Source organism: Glycomyces salinus (genome assembly GCF_016428645.1).
Lineage (GTDB): Bacteria > Actinomycetota > Actinomycetes > Mycobacteriales > Micromonosporaceae > Glycomyces > Glycomyces salinus.
Genome location: NZ_JAELXW010000039.1, coordinates 46,342 through 65,420, shown reverse-complemented (window position 1 = coordinate 65,420; position 19,079 = coordinate 46,342). Strand labels below are relative to the sequence as shown.

Sequence of the window (19,079 nt, the reverse complement as noted above, 5' to 3'; positions counted from 1 at the left end):
CAGACCCCCTCTCAAAGGCACTACGGAAGTGAACATGAGAACAGAGACCTCTCCTCCCCGATGGCGCCGCCGCGTCGTCGCCACTCTCGCGGCGGGCGCGACCGCCGCGGGCCTCGTAGGGGCCGCCTCCCCGGCCCAGGCCCAGGACGACGGCATCACCGTCTACCTCGCCTCCGACTCCACCGTCCAGACCTACGACCCCTACTGGGAGCCCCAGGCCGGATGGGGCCAGGTGCTCGACCGCTACTTCGACGAGGAGGTGACCGTCGCCAACCACGCCATCGGCGGCCGGTCCTCCCGCTCCTTCGTCGAAGAGGGCCGCCTCGACACGATCCTCGACCAGATCCAGCCCGGCGACTACCTGTTCGTCCAGTTCGGCCACAACGACGCCACCCAGTCCCGGCCCGAGCGCTACACCCCTCCCGAGGACTACAAGGAATACCTGCGGGACGACTACATCCAGGGCGCCCTCGACAAGGGCGCGATCCCGGTCCTGGTCACCCCGGTGTCCCGCCGCTCCTTCGACGCCGACACCGGCGAGTTCGACGTCTCCTTCCCCGAGTACGTCGAGAAGGTCCGCGAGCTCCACGAGGAGACCGGCACCGCGATGGTCGACCTCTCGGCCTCCTCGCGCGCCTACCTCGACCAGATCGGCCCCGAAGAGGCCAAGTCGGTGTTCCTGCACGTCCCGGCCGGGGTCTACCCGAACCGGCCCGACGGAACCGCCGACGACACCCACTTCCAGGAGTACGGCGCCATCCAGATGGCCCGCCTGGTCGCCGAGGAGACCGCGACCCTCGACGAGCCGCTGGCCGACCACGTGGTCGACGTGGCCCCGCCCGACAGCGTCCCCGACGCGCCCGCCGGCCTGAACGCCGAGACGGTCTCCAACGCCTCGGTCACCCTCACCTGGGACGAGGTCGAGACCGACATCTACCGCGTCTACGTGCGCGAATCCGGCGGCGAGTGGCGCCTGGGCACCACCTCCACCGTCGGCAAAGGACGCGTCTCCGGCCTCGCCGAGGACGCCCCCTACGAATTCGCCGTGGCCGCCGTCAACGGACTCGGCGAGTCCGAGTTCTCCGAGACGCTGAGCGTCACCACCGCCAGCGCCGGATGGAAGTTCGACTTCGGACCGGCCAGCCAGGTCGCGGCCGAGGACTACACCGAGGCCGACCGCGGCACCGCCTACAGCGAGGAGTCCGGCTACGGGTTCACCACCGACATGACCGAGGCCATCGACCGCGACCGGGGCGGCGACGACGACCCGGTCGGCCGGGACTTCGTGGCCTGGTTCGGCGGCGAGTACACCTTCGCGGTGGACGTGCCGGACGGCAACTACACCGCGCGCGTCACCGTCGGCGACTACCTGGGCACCTCCCGGTCCGACTTCGCGTTCGAGGGCTTCGACTACGGCGCGGGCAACGCCGGATCCCAGTCGGTCGCCACCCACGACTTCGAGGGGATCTTCGTCGAGGACGGCCGGCTCGACATGACCGTGACCGGCCAGACCGGACACCTCAACGGCCTGGAGATCACCCGAGTCGGCGACCTTCCCGGCGACGGCGGAGCCGCCGACGAGCCGTGCGAGGACTGCTCGGCGCAGATGGAGGACATCGACCGCGCCCCGGTCGCCGTGGACGTCGAGGGCGGCGTCTACCTCGGCTGGCGCAGCCTCCCGCTCGACCCCGAGGGCACCGCGTTCAACGTCTACCGCGACGGCGAGCTGATCACCGACGAGCCGACCGAGGCGACCAACCTCACCGACGCCGAAGGCACCGCCAACTCCACCTACTGGATCGCGACCGTCCAGGACGGCGAGGAGACCGGCTACACCGACTCGGTCACCGCCTGGGACCGGCAGTACATCGACATCGACATGGACCGCCCCGAAGGAGGCACGACCCCCGACGGCGTCGACTACACCTACTCGCCCGGCGACGCCACCGCCGCCGACGTGGACGGCGACGGAACCTACGAGCTCATCCAGAAGTGGGACCCGTCCAACGGCAAGGACAACGCGCACGACGGCCACACCGGGAACGTCTACATCGACGCCTACACCCTCTCCGGAGAGCTGCTGTGGCGCATCGACCTGGGCGTCAACATCCGGGCCGGGGCCCACTACACCTCGCTGATCGCCTACGACCTCGACGGCGACGGCGAGGCCGAGGTCGCGCTCAAGACCGCCGACGGGACCGTCGACGGCACCGGCGCCGTGATCGGCGACGCCGAGGCCGACCACCGCAACGACTCCGGCCGCATCCTGGAGGGCCCGGAGTTCCTGACCGTCTTCGACGGACAGACCGGGGCCGCGCTCGACACGGCCGACTACGACCCGGCCCGCGGCGACATCTGCGACTGGGGCGACTGCTACGGCAACCGCGGCGACCGCATGATGGCCTCGGTGGCCTACCTGGACGGCAGCGGACCGAGCCTGATCACCAGCCGCGGCATCTACACCAAGAGCGAGGTCGCCGCCTGGGACTGGGACGGCCAGAGCCTGGTCAAGCGCTGGGACTTCAAGTCCCAGGACTTCGGCCCGCAGTACTCGGGCCAGGGCAACCACCAGCTGTCGATCGCCGACGTCGACGCCGACGGCCGCGACGAGGTCGTCTACGGCTCCCTGACGATCAACGACGACGGGACGCCGCTGTACAGCTCCGAGCTGGGGCACGGCGACGCGCTGCACGTGGGCGACCTCGACCCGGACCGTGAGGGCCTGGAGATCTTCAGCCCGTTCGAGTGCATGAGCTGCTCGGGGAACATCGGCGCGGCCATGCGCGACGCCGAGACCGGCGAGGTCATCTGGTCGATGCCCGGCGACAGCGACGTCGGCCGCGGCACCTGCGGCGACATCGACCCCGACCACCCCGGCGCCGAATGCTGGGCCGTGACCGCCGACGGCGCGTGGGACTCCCGCGCCGGCGAGCTGCGGGCCGCCGACGGCACCCTCATCGGCGAGACCATTCCCTCGGCCAACCACATGATCTGGTGGGACGGGGACCTGGGACGGGAGATCTTCGACCACGAGTTCGACGAAGAGGTCTACGAGCCGATCCACCCCTACATCGCCGAGTGGGATCCGGAGGCCGGCGAGCAGGAGGAGATCTTCACTCCCGAGGGCGTCCACACCAACAACGGCACCAAGGGCAACCCGGTGCTGACCGCCGACCTGTTCGGCGACTGGCGCGAGGAGCTGATCCTGCGCAAGGACTCGGACGACGGAGTGCGGATCTTCACCACCGTGATCGAGACCGAGCACTCGATCCCGACGCTGATGCAGGACCCGCAGTACCGCCTGGCGGTCGCCTGGCAGAACGAGTCCTACAATCAGCCGCCGTGGCCGAGCTTCTTCATCGGCTACGACATGGACGAGCCGCAGTGGAAGCCGATCACCGCCTCCGGCGACGGCGCGGCCCCCGAGGCGCCCTACCTCCCGGCCGACTGCTCGGTCGAGTACAAGGTCGCCGCGGACTGGGGCGACGGGTTCGTCGTCCAGGTCAAGGTCACCAACACCGGCGACGAGCCGATCGACGGCTGGGACCTGTCCTGGAGGGGCACCGGCGTCGAGACGGTGAAGCACGACTGGGGCGGCGAGGTCACTCTGGAAGGCGACACGCTGGAGGTCGACCCCGCCTTCTGGAACTTCCCGCTGAAGCCGGGGAAGACCAAGCAGATCGGATTCCAGGGCACCGGCGACCCCGACCACCCGGGCATGTTCGTGCTGAACGACGGGATTTGCGCGGTCGCCTGACCCGCTCCCGCAACTGAACACTGAATAAAAGGGGCGGCCTGGGCGCGAGCCCGGGCCGCCCCTCGCTCACGGCATCGGTCCGGGCCGGTCCTCGGCCTCCGAAACGGACTCGCCGTTGCGGATCCTCGTCCGCTGGTACAGATCGATGGCGGTGCCGCGCTGCGAGGTCGCCGTCCAGGCCGCGGCCAGCATCAGCAGCACGTTGAACACGTACAGGAACAGCAGCAGGCCCACCGCCGTGGTCACCGCCTGGTAGGCGGGCCGGTCGGAGACGTTCAGGATGTAGATGCGCCCGACCGTCTTGAGCAGTTCCAGGCCCACCGACACGAACATGGAGGCCGCCAGCACCCGCTTGGGCGGCAGCGCCAGGCGCGGCAGGGCCTGGAGCAGGACCGCCGCCAGCAGCGCGTTGGCCAGCAGGCCCACCAGGACCGAGCCGCCCGAGATCAGCAGGGCCAGCGAGCCGTCGGCGTGGTCGAGGTCGAGCCAGGCCAGCACGGCCTCGGCCCCGGCGGTCGCGCCGATGGTGATCAGCAGCAGGATCGAGAGTCCCATCAGCACCAGCAGGTCGATCAGCCACCGCAGGATCGGATTGCCCGGCTGCGCCTCCAGGCCCCACGCCAGGCGGATCGAGGTCCGCACCGACTGGACCCAGGCGACCCCGGCGACGACGAGGGCGATGGCGGCCAGGATCGTCACCGACTGCCGGGAGTCCTCCAGGACCCCGATGTCGATCACCGGCAGGTTGGTCTGGAGCCAGGTCTCGACGGTGTCGTAGACGTCGGGGAAGTTCAGCATGTAGCCGAAGATCGCCAGGGCCAGCAGCGACATCGACAGCGCCGCGAAGAAGGCGTAGTAGGAGACGGCCGCGGCCAACTGGCCGCTGTGGACCTCGAAGAAGCGCTCCTTGGCCCTCCAGGCGTGGTCGGCGAAGCGCCAGCGCCGGCGGGAGGCGGCCACGACGCGGTCCCACCACGCTTCCAGGTCGGGGAACTTCACGGCCCGATTCTTCCAAACCCCGGCCCGGGGCGGGCCTCAAGCGCCGCGGATGACCCAGGCATCGGGGTCTTCGAGGAGCTTGGTGACGGTGGCCGGGAGCCGGTCGGCGGCGACGTCGGCGAGCTTGACCGACTCGAGGATGTCGCGCTCGTTGACCCGCAGCGCGATCCACACGTCGGTCAGGGCGCGGGCCGTGCCCGAGTAGGGGACCTGTTCGGGGCGCTCGCCGCGGACGCCCACCAGGGGCCCGTCGACGGCGCGGATGACGTCGGCGAGGCTGATCTCGTCGCCGCCGCGGGCGAGCCGGTGGCCGCCCTCGGGGCCGCGCTTGGAGGCGGCGATGCCGCCGCGCCGCAGCTGGAGCAGGATCGACTCGAGGAACTTGCGCGGGATGTCCTGATCGTCGGCGATCTGCTCGGCCGACACCCACCGGTCGCCGTATCCGGCGAGCGAGACCGCGGCGCGGAGGGCGTAATCGACGCGGGCGGACAGGCGCATGCGGATTCCTCTCGTTCTCGGGTACGTACCGATGCTATCTCTCGGTCGCGGAGACCGGTTTCAGTCGTCGATGAGGTCGCGCAGGTAGGAGGCGGTCTCGGCGGCGGCCAGTTCGGGGTCGCCTGCGATGATGGCCTCGATGGCGCGGCTGTGGTCCACATGGGGCTCGGAGTCGATGTCGTCGCCGACGCCGGCGCGCACGGCCTCGCTCAGGGAGTCGGCCAGCTCCGAGTACAGCTCGGTCAGGAGCTTGTTGTGGCTGGCCTCGGCGACGGCCTGGTGGAGGGCGACGTCGGCGGCGATGAACGCCTCGGTGTCGCCGACTGCGTGGGTGGCCTCGCGCTCGGCCAGGAGGATGCGCAGGCGGGTCACGTCCTCGTCGGTGCGGCGGCGGGCGGCCAGGCGGGCGGCCTCGATCTCCAGACCGCGGCGGACCTCCATGGTGTCCGAGGCCGGGCTGGCGGCGATGCGGCGGCGGACGGCGGCGGTGACCTCGCTGCGGCCGACGACGAAGGTCCCGGCCCCCTGGCGGATCTCCAGCATCCCGGCGTGGGCCAGGGCCCGCACGCCCTCGCGGATGGTGTTGCGACCGACGCCGAGCAGGTCGGCCAGTTCACTCTCGGTGGGAATCCGCGAGCCGACCGGCCACTCGCCGTCGCCGATCTGCCCTCGCAGCTGCTCGATCACCTGATCGACCAGCGCGGACTTGCGTGTCGACTGCAATGCCACTGACGGAACCGACCTCTCCAAAGGGGCTTGAGTGTTTCCCAACACTAGACGGATTGAAGCAGACCGCCCGCGCGGTACCGTTGACAGGCTGTTCATTCATCCCATGAATCATTGACTGTATATCGCCTGGTGAGGCGGCCTTGCCCCGGGTTCCGACAGGTGAGACAGCGCTTGCGTCCCGCATGCGGAAGGAGCCCCCGGCATGACCACCGTCGGCCTGGTGCGCGAGAGGGCCGTGCGGCCGGCCCTGTTCGGCGCCTGGATGCTCGCCGTCGGCGTCGTTCTGGCAGCGTTCAACTTCCGGACCGCCGTCACCAGCGTCGGCTCCCTGCTGCCGCGGGTCCAGGCCGGGCTCGGCATGTCCGAGACCGTCGCCGGACTCCTGACCACCCTCCCGGTGCTCGCCTTCGCCGGCCTCGGCGTCTTCTCGCCGCGCCTGGTCCGCCGCTTCGGGCCCCGCGCGGTCATCGGCGGCGCGCTCGCGGCCATGAGCCTCGGCCTGATCGCCCGCGCCTACTCCGGCCACACGGCCCTGTTCCTGCTGTTCAGCCTGCTGGCCCTGTCGGGCGGGGCGATCGGCAACGTCGCCGTCCCGGTCATCATCAAGCGCTATTTCCCCCACCGCATCGGCCCGATGACCACCGCCTACTCCTCGACTCTGGCGATCGGCACCGCCGTCGCCGCGGCCGCGACCGCGCCGCTGGAGCACCTGACCGGGGACTGGCGGCTCGCGCTGGCCGCGTGGTCGGTCCCGGCGCTGCTGGGAATCGTGCCGTGGATCCTGTGGCGGCCCGAGCCGGCCGCCGCCGGAGCGAACGGGGTCGCGCACCTGCGAGGCGTCCACCGCTCCCGGCTGGCCTGGATGCTGCTGCTGGTCTTCGGCGGCCAGTCGGCCATCGCCTACATCCTCATGGGATGGACGACCACGATCCTGGGCGACGGCGGCATGAGCACGGCCGCGGCCGGGGCGATGCTCGGGCTGCTGACGATGGTCCAGATCCCGCTGGCCATGGCCGTCCCGATGCTCACCGTCCGGTGGGGTCCGCGCCCTGTGTTCTGGATCCTGGTGGCCACCTACCCTCCGGCGATCCTCGGCATGTGGCTCGACGTCGGCGGCGGCCTCGCGTGGTTGTGGATGATCCTGTTCGGCTTCGGCACCTCGGTGTTCCCGTTGGTGCTCACCCTGTTCGGGCTGCGGGCCCGCACCTCGGGCGGGACCAGCGCGCTGTCCTCGTTCGCGCAGTCCGGCGGCTACCTCATCGCCGGCTCCGGGCCGGTGGCGGTCGGCTGGTTCCACGGCCTGACCGGCTCCTGGGGCCTGCCGTTCCTGTTCCTGGCGCTGCTGACGGCGATGCTGATCGCGGCCGGCGCCTACGTCATCGGCGATCGGTATATAGAGGACCAATTGCCTCATAGCGCACCCCGGTAGCCCACTCGGCGCCAAGCCGTGCCACGATAGTGTTGTGGGCCACAAGGGTGTGGAGGTTGGGAGGCGATCGTGACCAACGAGGTGCTGTGGCTGCCGCGTCCGGATGCGGTGGAGACGACGAACATCGGGCGATTCGGCCAATGGCTGTCGCGCCGAGAGGAGCGCGACCTCACCTCGTACCCGGCGCTGTGGCAGTACTCGGTCGACCGCCTGCGGCCGTTCTGGGGCGCGGTATGGGAGTACTTCGGACTCGGCAAGGCAGTGCCGGAGCACCGGGTGCTGGCCGACGAGACCATGCCCGAGACCGTCTGGTTCCCCGACGAGGCGTTCAACTACGCGCGCGCCGTGCTCACCGCGCCCGGCGTCGCCGACGACGAGGTCCTGGTGCGGGGCTACTCCGACGCCCGGGCCCCGGTGGAGTGGACCCTGGAAGACCTGCGCGAGGCGGTGGCCCGGGCCAGGGCCGGACTGGTGTCGCACGGAGTCGGCCGCGGCGACCGGGTGGCGGCGTGGATGCCGAACATCCCCGAGACCCTGGCGCTGATGCTGGCCTCGGCCAGCCTCGGGGCGGTGTTCTCCTCGTGCGCGCCCGAGTTCGGCTCGCGGGCCGTGCTCGACCGGTTCTCCCAGATCGAACCGAAGATCCTGGTCGCGGTCGACGGCTACAAGTACGGGACCAAGGCGATCGACCGCACCGCCGAGATCCGCCGGGTGGCCGCGGGCCTGCCGACGGTCGACAAGGTCGTCACGCTGCGGTACCTGGGGGAGTCCGAGCCGGAGGGGGAGTGCTGGGAACGGTTCTGCGCCTACGACGACGGCATCGAGTTCGAGCCGCTGACCTTCGACCACCCGCTGTACGTCCTGTACTCCTCGGGCACGACCGGGCTGCCGAAGGCGATCGTCCACGGTCACGGCGGCATGGCCGTCGAGCACGCCAAGATGCACTCCCTGCACCACGACCTGGGCCCGGGGGACCGGTTCTTCTGGTACTCCACCACCGGCTGGATGATGTGGAACTACCTGGTGTCGGCGCCGATCGTGGGCGCCGGGATCGTCCTGTTCGACGGCGCGCCGGACCCGGTGGGGCTGTGGCGGCTGGCCGAGGAGTCGGGGACGACGTTCTTCGGGACCTCGGCGCCGTTCCTCATGGCCTGCAGCAACCGGGGCGTCAAGCCCTCCCGGGAGGCGGACCTGTCGCGGCTGCGCGGGGTCGGCTCGACCGGGGCCCCGCTGCCGCCGGCCGGATTCGACTACGTCTACTCCGACATCAGCGAGACCGCCATGCTCCAGTCGCTGTCGGGCGGGACGGACGTGTGCACCGGGTTCCTCGGCGGGGCGCCGACGGTGCCGGTCTGGCGCGGAGAGCTCTCCTGCCGGTGCCTGGGGGCGAACGTGCAGTCCTTCGACCCCGAGGGCCACGCCGCGATCGGGCGCGAGGGCGAGCTGGTGATCGTCTCGCCGATGCCGTCGATGCCGGTCGGCCTGTGGGGCGACCCGCTGCGCCAGCGGTACCGGGACACCTATCTCATGGACTTCCCGGGGATCTGGCGGCACGGCGACTGGATCACCATCACCGACCGCGGCTCGGCGGTCATCTCGGGCCGGTCCGACGCGACGCTGAACCGGGGCGGGGTGCGGATGGGCACCGCGGAGTTCTACTCGGTGGTCGAGTCCCTCGAGGACGTGGCCGACTCCCTGGTGGTGCACCTCGATGACGACGACGAGGACCGCCTGCTGCTCTACGTCGCGCTCGAGGAGGGCGCGGAGCTGGACGAGAACCTGCGGCAGCGGATCGTGCGCGCGCTGCGCGAGCAGCTCTCGCCGCGCCACGTGCCCGATGAGATCCGCTCGATCGCGTCCGTGCCGCGGACCTTGAGCGGCAAGAAGGTGGAGATCCCGGTCAAGAAGATCCTCAAGGGCGCCAAGCCCGAGGAGGCGATCTCGACCGACGCCCTGGCCAATCCCGAGGCGCTGCGCGCCTTCCTCTGACCAGGTGACCCCCGGCTGCGGGAAGGCGGCTCCGCCGCCTGCACGCCTACGGACGTCGAGGGGGAGGTGGTGCTGGATCCTCGCGCGCCGTTGGCGTGCCAAGCGGCTCCGCCGCTTCCCCGCAGCCGGGGTCACTTGAACTCACGGTCGAATGTTTGCATTAGATACCCCCAGGGGGTAATCTCGGCGGCATGGCCAACATCATCGACCTCGACATCACCGGGATGACCTGCGCCTCGTGCGCGGCCCGGATCGAGAAGAAGCTGAATCGGGTCGAAGGCGCCGAGGCCACGGTCAACTTCGCGACCGAGCGCGCCCGAGTGGCCGCACCCGAGGGCGTCACGGTCGCCGACCTGGTCGCCGTGGTCGAGCGGACCGGGTACGGCGCCAGCCCCGTCGAGCCCGAGAAGCCCGAGGCCGCAGACCGGGCCGAGCCCGAGGACGCCGAGTTGCGGAGCCTGCGCCAGCGCGCGGTCGGCTCGCTGGTCCTGTCCGCGCCGGTCATCGCCGTGGCGATGATCCCGGCCCTCCAGTTCACCTACTGGCAGTGGTTCTCGCTGACCCTGGCCGCGCCCGTGGTGGTGTGGGGCGGCTGGCCGTTCCACCGCGTCGCCGCCGTCAACCTGCGCCACCGCGCGGCCAACATGGACACTCTGGTCTCGATGGGCACCCTCGCGGCCTTCCTGTGGTCGGTCTGGGCCCTGTTCTTCGGCGACGCCGGGATGCCCGGCATGACGCACGGCTTCTCCTTCACCGGCTCGGCCGACGAGGCCGCCTCGAACATCTACCTCGAGGCCGCCGCCGGCGTCACCGCCTTCGTGCTCCTGGGCCGCTACCTGGAGCACCGCTCCAAGCGCCGGGCCGGGGCCGCCCTGCGGGCGCTGATGGAGATGGGCGCCAAGGACGTCGCGGTCCTGCGCGACGGCCGCGAAGTGCGCGTCCCGGTCTCCGAGCTGGCCGTCGGCGACGAGTTCGTGGTCCGGCCCGGCGAGAAGATCGCCACCGACGGCACCGTGACCGCCGGAGCCTCGGCCGTGGACGAGTCGATGCTCACCGGCGAGTCCGTGCCCGCCGAGGTCGCCGAGGGCTCGTCGGTCACCGGCGCGACGGTCAACGCCTCCGGGCGCCTGGTCGTGCGCGCCACCCGCGTCGGCTCGGACACGCAGCTGGCGCAGATGGCCCGCATGGTCGAGGACGCCCAGTCCTCCAAGGCCGCCGTCCAGCGCCTGGCCGACCGCATCTCCTCGGTGTTCGTGCCGGTGGTGATCGGCATCGCCCTGGTGACCCTCGTCGTCTGGGCCCTGGTCGGCTCGCTCGGCCCGGCCGTCACCGCGGCCGTGGCCGTCCTGGTCATCGCCTGCCCGTGCGCGCTCGGCCTGGCCACCCCGATGGCCCTGATGATCGGCACCTCCCGGGCCGCCGGGGAGGGCATCCTCATCTCCGGGCCCGAGGTCCTGGAGTCGACCCGCCGGATCGACACCATCGTCCTGGACAAGACCGGCACCGTCACCACCGGCCGGATGAGCGTGGTGGACCACTCCGGCGACGAGGCCCTGCGCTACGCCGGAGCGGTCGAGGACGCCTCCGAGCACCCGATCGCCCGCGCGATCGCCGAGGCGGCCCGCGCCGCGTTCGGCGGCCTGCCGCCGGTCGAGGACTTCGCCTCCCGGCCCGGCGTCGGCGTGACCGGCCGCGTCGAGGGCCGTACGGTCGAGATCGGACGATCGAAGGACGCCGAGCGGTCGGGCGGGGAGAGCCCCGCGACGGTGGTGGAGGTCGTCGTCGACGGCGAGACGGTCGGCACCGTCTCGGTCGCCGACACGGTGGGGCCCACGAGCGCCCGCGCCGTGGCGGGCCTGCGCGAGCTGGGCCTGACCCCGGTCCTGCTGACCGGCGACTCGAAGGCGGTGGCCGGGGCCGTCGCCGCCGAGGTCGGCATCGACCGGGTCATCGCCGAGGTCATGCCCGAGGAGAAACTCGACCACGTCCGCCGCCTCCAGGCCGAGGGCAGGGTCGTGGCGATGGTCGGCGACGGGGTCAACGACGCGGCCGCCCTGGCCGCGGCCGACCTGGGCATAGCCATGGGCACCGGCACGGACGCGGCCATCGCGGCCAGCGACATGACCCTGGTCCGCGGGGACCTGCTGGTCGCGGTCGACGCGATCCGCCTCGCGCGCCGGACTCTGCGCACCATCCGCCAGAACCTGGCGTGGGCCTTCGGCTACAACGCCGCCGCGATCCCGCTGGCGGCCTTCGGCCTGCTCAACCCGATGATCGCCGGGCTCGCGATGGCCTTCTCGAGCGTCTCGGTGGTCCTCAACTCCCAGCGCCTGCGGTCCTTCGCCTCGCGGGCCTGAGCGAATCCGGGGCGACGACGGCCGGGAGCCCTGGTGAGGGAGTGAACGATGCGCCAGTTGGTGGGAACAGGAGTCTGGAATGGCCGAGTTTGCTTACGGTGCAAGGGGATTCAATTAGGTGTGTGCCTGGTCGCAGGCGGGAGGAAGTTAGTATGTTTCGTGTCGCCCCGGTCGGTTTCCCCCGTAGCCGCCGGGGCGGCGCGAAAGCAGCCCTCCGCGGCTCCGGAACCGGGAGCGGGCGGGGCGTGCTGGAATGGTCGGCGTGACTGATCGAGACACCGCCGAGATCGGCGTCGGCCCCTGGGACGGACCTTGGCCCGAGGACCCCCGCTACGACCCGGAACTGCTCTCCCACGGCGATCGGCGCAACGTCGTCGACCCCTACCGCTACTGGAGGCGGGAGGCGATCGTCGCCGATCTGGACCGGCGGCGCCACGGTTTCCACGTCGCCATCGAGAACTGGCAGCACGACTTCAACATCGGCACCGTGGTCCGCAACGCCAACGCCTTCGCCGCCAGCGCCGTCCACATCATCGGCAAGCGCCGCTGGAACCGCCGCGGGGCCATGGTCACCGACCGCTACCAGCACATCGAGCACCATTCGACAGTGGAGGACTTCACCGCCTGGGCCGCCGCCGAGGCGCTGGCGGTCGTCGGCGTCGACAACCTGCCCGGCTCGGTCCCGATCGAGACGACCTCGCTGCCGCGCAACGCGGTCCTGGTGTTCGGCCAGGAGGGCCCGGGGCTGTCCGAACCGGTCCGCCGGGTGTGCGCCAAGGTCTGCTCGATCTCCCAGTTCGGCTCGACCCGCTCGATCAACGCGGGTGTGGCCAGCGGGATCGCCATGCACGCCTGGGTCAGGGAACACGTGTTCGGCCAGAACCCCGAACGTCCAGTGTCGGATACCTGACGCTTCCCTAGGGTACCTGCGGCTTTGTGCCTACATTGAGCCAATGGAAGGTCACTTAAGGTAGGCTGCCCGTTGGAAGAAGCGAATATGTCGCTCCGTCGACGGACGGCGGGGCCGGGCGAAACCGGGCCTGACGGGTTACGCTGAACGTGACTCCGGAGGACGCCGGAGCACCCGATCAAAAGGCAACAGTCGAGACATACTCGTACGATAAACTGAACCGAGCCTGCGCGGGACGGACGTTTGGCCAGGTCCCTTGATGGGAGGGTAAGGATGATCAAGAAGATTCTGACCTGGGGCGGACTGGCGTTCCTGGTGTTCTTCATCGCCTATAGGCCGGACGAGGCCGGCGGCGTCGTCAGCTCGATCGCCGGAGCGATCGGGGATGTCGGACAGGGATTCGCCACATTCCTGACCGGTCTGGTGACCTGAGGACGATCACGCGATGACCGATACCGGTGCAGGCGGCTCGGAACGCAAGGACACCGAGCCGCTGGAACCGCCCGCACCCCGCGCTCCCTCCGACAGCCCCGCCCCCGGTGCCGACACCCCCACGAGCGAGATCCCGGCCGGAGCGCCGGCCACTGCCGCGTCCGACATCGACGGCGTGCGCTTCGACGACAGCGCCGCCGGAGGCTTCCTCTCCGGATCGCGCCCGCTGGCCGTCCCCGACGTGCCCTCGCCGATCTCGGCCCGCTACCTGTTCCCGACCGAGAAGTACCGCGGGGAGTGGCGCCGCCACTGGATCCACCTGATGCCCTGGTACATCATCGGCACCCTCGCCACCTTCATCATGGGCTTCGCCTCCGGACTGCTCATGAAATGGGAGTCCGACTCGCGCGATACCGGCCTGATGATCACGATCGTCGCCTGGCTGGCGATCCTGGGCTTCGTCGGCTGGAAGATCCTCGACTGGTACATGGACCGGTTCATCCTCACCAACAAGCGGATCATGCTGATCCAGGGCGTCATCACCAGATCGGTCGCGATGATGCCGCTGGGCCGCGTCACCGACATGAAGTACGCGCAGACCCCGATGGGCCGGATGCTCAACTACGGCGAGTTCATCATCGAGTCGGCCGGTCAGGACCAGGCCCTGCGGAACGTCCCGCACCTGCCGAACCCCAACGAGCTCTACCTCCAGATGTGCGAGGAGATGTACGAGCCCGAGGCCGTCGACGAGCGCGAGGACGACGAAGAGGAAGAGCTCCTGGAGGCGCCCGAGAAGAAGGACGCCGGGGCCGACGCCTGATCAGAGGGGTTCTCATAGGGTCGCACCTACTAGGTATACTCCCGTTTGAGATACCCTCGGTTGCCCATAGGTCCCCGTCTTGGCAGAATTCTGAGCTGCGCGGAGCAACCATCTACCGGGGGTGAGTCGTCTGTTGTTCGGACCCCCCAAGGAGACGCGTTGAGCGAAGCCAAATCGTCTCGGGACGAGGAGTTCCGCGAATTCGTAGCGGCGCGTTCGGCGTCGCTGCACCGCGCGGCGTACCTCCTCACGGGGAACTGGGCGACAGCGGAGGACTTGGTGCAGACCACGTTGACTAAGACGTACCTGGCCTGGGGCAGGATCAGGACCACCGATTCGGTGGACGCCTATGCCCGCCGGGTGCTCTACAACACCAACGCCTCCTGGTGGCGCAAGCGCTCCAACCGCGAGCGCCCCGCCGACCTCGTCGACGACCGCCCCGACCACTCCCGCGACTTCGCCGAGCGCACCGCCGTCCGCGACGCGATGTGGCGGCACGTCTCGAGCCTTCCCAAACGGCAGCGCGCGGTGTTGGTGCTGCGCTTCTACGAGCACCGCACCGACGCCCAGATCGCCGAGGTCCTCGGCATCTCGATCGGCACCGTCAAGAGCCAGGCCTCGCGCGCCCTGGCAGGGCTGCGCAAGCGGCTCGGCAGCCCCTCCGCCGCCCTCGGCCTGGGCGTCGGCGGGGAGGAGGCTGCGTGAGCGACGATCTCGAACACTTCTTGCGCAGCGAATTCGCCGCGCGAGTGCAGGACGCGACCCCGCCCGTCGACGGCCTGGCCGACGCGGCGATCGGGGGCGCCCGTCGCATCCGCAGACGCCGCCGCGTCGCGGCGGGCGCCGGCGGCGTGGCGGCGGTCGTCTTCGCCGCCGGAGCGGTCGCCTGGGCGCCGCTGACCGCTCTGGTCGACCCGGACGGGCCGCCGGTCGCCTCCGACGTCACCGCCGAGGAGGCCCAGCAGGAGTTCGACGTCGAGTTCGTCGCCGAACGGCAGGGCGAATACGGCGTGATCAACACCGACGACGAGTTCATCCCGCTCTCCGTCTCGGACGAGCCGACGGCCGTGGACCGGCTGGCGGAGACCTACGTGGCGAGCTCGCCCGAGACGGTGCAGGTGGTCTCCCTCGACGGCGGGTCGTCGATCGAGTACGGACTCTCCTCGACCTCGGAGTTCGCGACCGCCGAGGTCCGCAGCGACGCCGAGGCGTTCGCGGTCTCCTACACCGACGACGCCTACGAGCCCGACCGCTGGCTCTACGACATCTATCCGGGGGGGATACCCGAAGAACCGGAAGGGCCGAGCACGCTCGCCCTCGACTACTCCCTCAACCTGCTGGACTGGAACGACAGCCTGGTGGTTCTGTCCGCCGACCTGATCAGCACCAGCGGGGGGGCCTCGGGCGGCCCGTACTACTTCAACGAGCAGGGCAACCTGGGCCTCGAGTCGATCGCCTCGGCCGGATACCAGGCCGCCGTCCTGGCCGACTACTCCCAAGACGGCTACGTGTGCGTCTCCGATCTCGAGCCGGGCACTTCAGAGGCCGGCTCGGAGCAGTGCGGCCAGATCGGCGACCCCGAGATCGACACCCTCTTGACGGAAGCGGCCGGAGGCGACGCCGCCTCGGCCGACTTCGTCGACGAGGCAATCTCGCGATACTGGTCGGTGGACGAAATGATCGGGCTCCCAGACGACTCCGGTCTGTGGGATTCGGTGTACGATCGCGAGTTCAACTACACCGATCCGGGTTCGCAGTGGCATATCGCCTTCGACCCCGGCGACGACGTATGGACCCTGGTCGACAGCTCCGGGGACGAACCCGTGATTCGGGAGCTGACTCCGCCGGAAGGCGCCCTGTTCCCGGTGCGGAGCTACATCTAACACCGGAGGGTGAGGCGGCCGAGAGACGCGGATCGCCTTGCCATACTCACCGCGTGGGGGAACTCGAATTCATCATCACGGTCGGTGTGACGCTGTTCGTCATCATGGACCCGCCCGGCATCGTGCCGATCTATCTGGCCCTGACCGGGGCGATGGACCAGCGCCAACGCAACCGCGCCGCGCTCCAGGCCACCTGCCTGTCGCTCGGCGTGATCACCCTGTTCGCGCTGCTGGGGCAGCAGATCATCAACTACCTCGGCATCGACCTGGCCGCCCTCCAGGGCGCCGGGGGACTGCTGCTGCTCCTGGTCAGCCTCGAACTGCTCACCGGTCAGGCCGACGAGGCGCCGAACCAGGCCACCTCCAACATCGCGCTGGTGCCGCTGGGCACCCCGCTGCTGGCCGGGCCCGGCGCGATCGTGGCGGTGATCCTGTTCGTCCAGCAGGCGCCCAGCACCATCGACTACCTGTGGGTCGCGCTCGCGATCATCTTCATCCACGTCGTGATCTACCTGGTGATGCGGTTCTCCGGATTCCTGGTGCGCGTCCTGCGCCGCGGCGGCATCGAGGTCCTGACCCGCATCTCCGGCGTCCTGCTGGCCGCGATCGCGGTGCAGCTCATGGCCGACGCGGTCATGGGATACGTCGAAATCTTCCAGAACACGTGAGCCGAGCCCCGACCGTGGTTTATATAAGGTTCAATTAACTGCTATGACGACGATTCTGGATCTGCCCATACACCCGCTGGCCGTGCACGCGCCCGTCATCCTCGTGCCGCTGCTGGTGCTGTTCGGGGTGCTCTACCTGCTGGTGCCGCCGCTGCGGCGGCGCATCGGCTGGGTCGTGGGGGCGCTGGCGTTGATCGCCCCCGCCGCCGTCTACGGCGCCATCTGGAGCGGCGAGCAGCTCGCCGACTACCTCTACCCCACCGGTTGGCCCGACGTGGTCAACGACCACCGCGACTTCGGCTGGCGGCTGCTGTGGATCCTGGTCGGGCTCATCCCGGTCTGGTTCCTGTTCGCCGCGCTCGAGCGAGGGCGCCGCGCGGCAGCGGTCCGCGACAGCGGCGGTCCGGCGCCGGCGGACGGCGAGGAGAGCGCCCCGGCAGGAGAGGACCCGGCCGCGAGCGGCCGCAGGATCGTCATGATCGTGCTGGGCGTGATCGCCTTCGCGCTGCTGGGGCTGGCCGCCTGGATGGTCTTCAACTCCGGGGACTCGGGCGCCTCCATGGTCTGGGACCCGAAGATGGGGAACTAGCCCCGCACGATCCCGATGATGATCACCGCGAACATCAGGGCCACGGCCAGCAGGGCCGTCCAGTGGGTCACCAGTCTGGCCCGCTGCTCGGCGGCGTCGATCGCGCCGTGGTCCTGAGCGGGCATCCGGCGGGGTTCGGCCGGGAGGGCGACCGTCTCGACCCGCCACCCCCTGGGCGGCGGGTCGTTCGGTGGCGGGCCGTCGTAGGCCCCTTCACTGCTCATAGGGGCAGCTTAGTTCGCGTCGGACCGGCCTTCGCCGGAGCCGCCCTGACGGCGGCGACGGCGCCTGCGCCTCGGAGCGGCGCCGTCCGCGGTGCTCTCGGCCTTCGGTGCCGAATCCGATTTCGGCGACCGGCCCTCCTTCGGGGCCTCCGCGGGCTTGGACTCCCCGCCGCGGGTGCGGCGGCGCTGGCGGTTCTGGGACTGTCCGCCCCGGCCGCCGCCCGAGCCTCCGCCGCCCTTGCGGCGGTTCCGGCCGCGCCCGCGGCCGCCCGAGCCCTCCACGTTCTCCTCCTGCTCGGCGCCCAGGCCGTCCCGCTTGCGCTGCTCGCTCGGCAGGGCCGGCGGGGCGTCGGTGGGGATGCCGAGGTCGGTGTAGAGGTGGTCGGAGGTGTGGTAGGTCTCGACCGGGTCTCCCAGTTCGAGGCCGTTGGCCTTGACGATGAGTTTCCACCGCGGCAGGTCCTCCCAGGTCAGGAAGGTGACCGCGATGCCCGAGGCCCCGGCGCGGCCGGTGCGGCCGATCCGGTGGATGTAGCTGTCGGCGTCCTCGGGTGAGTCGTAGTTGATCACGTGCGTGATGTCGGGGACGTCGATGCCGCGCGCGGCCACGTCGGTGGCCACCAGCACGTCGATCTTGCCCGCGCGGAAGGCCCGCAGCGCGCGCTCGCGGGCGTTCTGGCCCAGGTCGCCGTGGACCGAGCCGACCGCGAACCCGCGGAAGTCGAGCTCGTCGGCCAGCTTCTGGGCGGCGCGCTTGGTGCGGCAGAACATGATCGTCAGGCCCCGGCCCTCGGCCTGGAGGATTCGGGCGGTGACCTCGATCTTGTTGAGCGCGTGGGTCAGGTAGACCAGTTGGCGGGTGTGCGAGGCGCGTTCCTCGTCGGGGCCGGTCACGTCGGCGGTGACGGTGATCGGCCGGTTCATGTGCCGGCGCGAGAGGCCCATGATCGAGTCGGGCATGGTGGCGCTGAACAGCATCGTCTGGCGCTGCTCGGGCAGCAGCCCCAGGATCCGCTCCACGTCGTCGGAGAAGCCGAGGTCGAGCATGCGGTCGGCTTCGTCGAGGACGCAGTGGGCGATCTGGTCCAGCTTCACGTGCTTGGACTTGTAGAGGTCCAGCAGGCGCCCCGGGGTGCCGACGATGATGTCGACGCCGCTGCGGAGCGATTCGATCTGCGGCTCGTAGGCGCGGCCGCCGTAGATCGGCAGGACCCTGATCGAGCGGGTCTTGCCGGCGTCCTCGAGGTCGCGGGCGACCTGGAGTCCGAGTTCGCGGGTGGGCACGAGGACGAGGGCCTGCGGACGTCCGTCGGCGCCTTCCTCGGAGGACTTGATCTTGTCGATTATCGGGAGTCCGAACCCGAATGTCTTGCCCGTACCGGTGGGGGCGCGGCCGACGATGTCGACGCCGCGCAGTCCGATCGGGATCGCGTACTCCTGGATGGCGAAAGCCCGTTCGATTCCCAGCGCTGACAGCGCCTCGACGGTCTCTTCGCGAACCCCGAGTTCGCTGAAGGTCGGCCCTTCTGATTCGGACCGGTCATTGTTCACTTCGTTCACTCTGTTCACCTCGTGGCGGAGGATTTCTAGAGATCCGGGAAACTCGGCGCCACATCTCTGTCTCGTCTATACAGCGGCGACGACCCCCGGATCCGGTGTGTCGCCGCTTCACAGTCGCGCCGCGACGCATCGCGTCGCAGCGGCTCTCAGACCGCGTTGTTCAGGGAATCTGCCACGTGAGGGCCGCGGTCTCCTTCACCATCGTACGCGGTAACCACCGGTTCGTCTCGGTACG

At 70.2% G+C, this 19,079-nt stretch carries 16 protein-coding genes; 11 read left to right on the top strand and 5 right to left on the bottom strand.

The annotated features are described in order from the left end of the window. Positions 1-34 precede the first annotated feature (34 nt). Entirely contained in the window at positions 35-3,757 is a 3,723-nt protein-coding gene (locus tag JFB92_RS12750; RefSeq protein WP_199039006.1) for a rhamnogalacturonan lyase family protein, read from the top strand. A 66-nt stretch (positions 3,758-3,823) separates the two neighbouring features. Here JFB92_RS12750 and JFB92_RS12745 read toward each other — a convergent pair whose 3' ends face one another. From JFB92_RS12745 to JFB92_RS12735, 3 genes are read right to left on the bottom strand one after another with little or no spacing between them, the layout of a single operon-like run. Then, positions 3,824-4,756: a YihY/virulence factor BrkB family protein gene (locus tag JFB92_RS12745; protein ID WP_199038993.1), complete on the bottom strand. Its 933-nt coding sequence runs from the start codon at positions 4,754-4,756 to the stop codon at positions 3,824-3,826. A 36-nt stretch (positions 4,757-4,792) separates the two neighbouring features. Then, positions 4,793-5,254, bottom strand: a complete 462-nt coding sequence (locus JFB92_RS12740; RefSeq protein ID WP_199038976.1) for an RrF2 family transcriptional regulator — start codon at positions 5,252-5,254, stop codon at positions 4,793-4,795. 60 nt (positions 5,255-5,314) lie between these two features. Beyond that, positions 5,315-5,983, bottom strand: coding sequence for a FadR/GntR family transcriptional regulator (locus tag JFB92_RS12735; protein WP_307789134.1), 669 nt, complete (start codon positions 5,981-5,983; stop codon positions 5,315-5,317). 202 nt (positions 5,984-6,185) lie between these two features. On the opposite strand from JFB92_RS12735, the gene JFB92_RS12730 reads away from it, so the two are divergent. From JFB92_RS12730 to JFB92_RS12685, 10 genes are all read left to right on the top strand, one after another. Further along, entirely contained in the window at positions 6,186-7,412 is a 1,227-nt protein-coding gene (locus JFB92_RS12730) for an MFS transporter (protein ID WP_199038973.1), read from the top strand. Between the two features lie 69 nt (positions 7,413-7,481). After that, positions 7,482-9,401: an acetoacetate--CoA ligase gene (locus JFB92_RS12725; RefSeq protein ID WP_307789133.1), complete on the top strand. Its 1,920-nt coding sequence runs from the start codon at positions 7,482-7,484 to the stop codon at positions 9,399-9,401. Between the two features lie 191 nt (positions 9,402-9,592). Beyond that, positions 9,593-11,758 (top strand): heavy metal translocating P-type ATPase, encoded by a 2,166-nt coding sequence (locus tag JFB92_RS12720; RefSeq protein WP_199038970.1) that lies wholly within the window; start codon positions 9,593-9,595, stop codon positions 11,756-11,758. 253 nt (positions 11,759-12,011) lie between these two features. Beyond that, positions 12,012-12,668 (top strand): TrmH family RNA methyltransferase, encoded by a 657-nt coding sequence (locus JFB92_RS12715; protein WP_199038967.1) that lies wholly within the window; start codon positions 12,012-12,014, stop codon positions 12,666-12,668. A gap of 273 nt (positions 12,669-12,941) precedes the next feature. Then, on the top strand, positions 12,942-13,100 hold the full coding sequence (locus JFB92_RS12710; protein ID WP_199039042.1) for a hypothetical protein: 159 nt from the start codon (positions 12,942-12,944) through the stop codon (positions 13,098-13,100). Between the two features lie 13 nt (positions 13,101-13,113). Further along, the gene (locus JFB92_RS12705; RefSeq protein ID WP_199038964.1) at positions 13,114-13,920 is read left to right on the top strand and encodes a PH domain-containing protein; all 807 of its coding nucleotides are present in this window, start codon (positions 13,114-13,116) and stop codon (positions 13,918-13,920) included. Between the two features lie 159 nt (positions 13,921-14,079). Next, positions 14,080-14,625 carry a SigE family RNA polymerase sigma factor gene (locus tag JFB92_RS12700; protein WP_199038944.1) on the top strand — a complete coding sequence of 182 codons (546 nt, stop codon included), beginning with the start codon at positions 14,080-14,082 and terminating at the stop codon, positions 14,623-14,625. Then, positions 14,622-15,803, top strand: coding sequence for a hypothetical protein (locus tag JFB92_RS12695; RefSeq protein WP_199038941.1), 1,182 nt, complete (start codon positions 14,622-14,624; stop codon positions 15,801-15,803). The genes JFB92_RS12700 and JFB92_RS12695 overlap by 4 nt, the downstream gene beginning before the upstream one ends. Positions 15,804-15,856: 53 nt before the next feature. Next, entirely contained in the window at positions 15,857-16,471 is a 615-nt protein-coding gene (locus JFB92_RS12690; RefSeq protein ID WP_307789131.1) for a MarC family protein, read from the top strand. Between the two features lie 43 nt (positions 16,472-16,514). Then, positions 16,515-17,060 (top strand): hypothetical protein, encoded by a 546-nt coding sequence (locus JFB92_RS12685; protein WP_199038935.1) that lies wholly within the window; start codon positions 16,515-16,517, stop codon positions 17,058-17,060. Here the strand turns inward: JFB92_RS12685 and JFB92_RS12680 are convergent. Beyond that, positions 17,057-17,284: a hypothetical protein gene (locus tag JFB92_RS12680; RefSeq protein WP_199038932.1), complete on the bottom strand. Its 228-nt coding sequence runs from the start codon at positions 17,282-17,284 to the stop codon at positions 17,057-17,059. The two genes, JFB92_RS12685 and JFB92_RS12680, sit on opposite strands and share 4 nt — an antisense overlap. A gap of 9 nt (positions 17,285-17,293) precedes the next feature. Further along, on the bottom strand, positions 17,294-18,844 hold the full coding sequence (locus JFB92_RS12675) for a DEAD/DEAH box helicase (RefSeq protein WP_307789130.1): 1,551 nt from the start codon (positions 18,842-18,844) through the stop codon (positions 17,294-17,296). Positions 18,845-19,079: the final 235 nt, after the last annotated feature.

What these genes read in the sequence shown, in the direction of transcription:
- JFB92_RS12750 (WP_199039006.1), top strand. Translation starts at nt 35, where the DNA reads ATGAGAACAGAGACCTCTCCTCCCCGATGGCGCCGCCGCGTCGTCGCC.
- JFB92_RS12685 (WP_199038935.1), top strand. Translation starts at nt 16,515, where the DNA reads ATGACGACGATTCTGGATCTGCCCATACACCCGCTGGCCGTGCACGCG.
- JFB92_RS12705 (WP_199038964.1), top strand. Translation starts at nt 13,114, where the DNA reads ATGACCGATACCGGTGCAGGCGGCTCGGAACGCAAGGACACCGAGCCG.
- JFB92_RS12680 (WP_199038932.1), bottom strand. Translation starts at nt 17,284, where the DNA reads ATGAGCAGTGAAGGGGCCTACGACGGCCCGCCACCGAACGACCCGCCG.
- JFB92_RS12740 (WP_199038976.1), bottom strand. Translation starts at nt 5,254, where the DNA reads ATGCGCCTGTCCGCCCGCGTCGATTACGCCCTCCGCGCCGCGGTCTCG.
- JFB92_RS12720 (WP_199038970.1), top strand. Translation starts at nt 9,593, where the DNA reads ATGGCCAACATCATCGACCTCGACATCACCGGGATGACCTGCGCCTCG.
- JFB92_RS12710 (WP_199039042.1), top strand. Translation starts at nt 12,942, where the DNA reads ATGATCAAGAAGATTCTGACCTGGGGCGGACTGGCGTTCCTGGTGTTC.
- JFB92_RS12715 (WP_199038967.1), top strand. Translation starts at nt 12,012, where the DNA reads ATGGTCGGCGTGACTGATCGAGACACCGCCGAGATCGGCGTCGGCCCC.
- JFB92_RS12730 (WP_199038973.1), top strand. Translation starts at nt 6,186, where the DNA reads ATGACCACCGTCGGCCTGGTGCGCGAGAGGGCCGTGCGGCCGGCCCTG.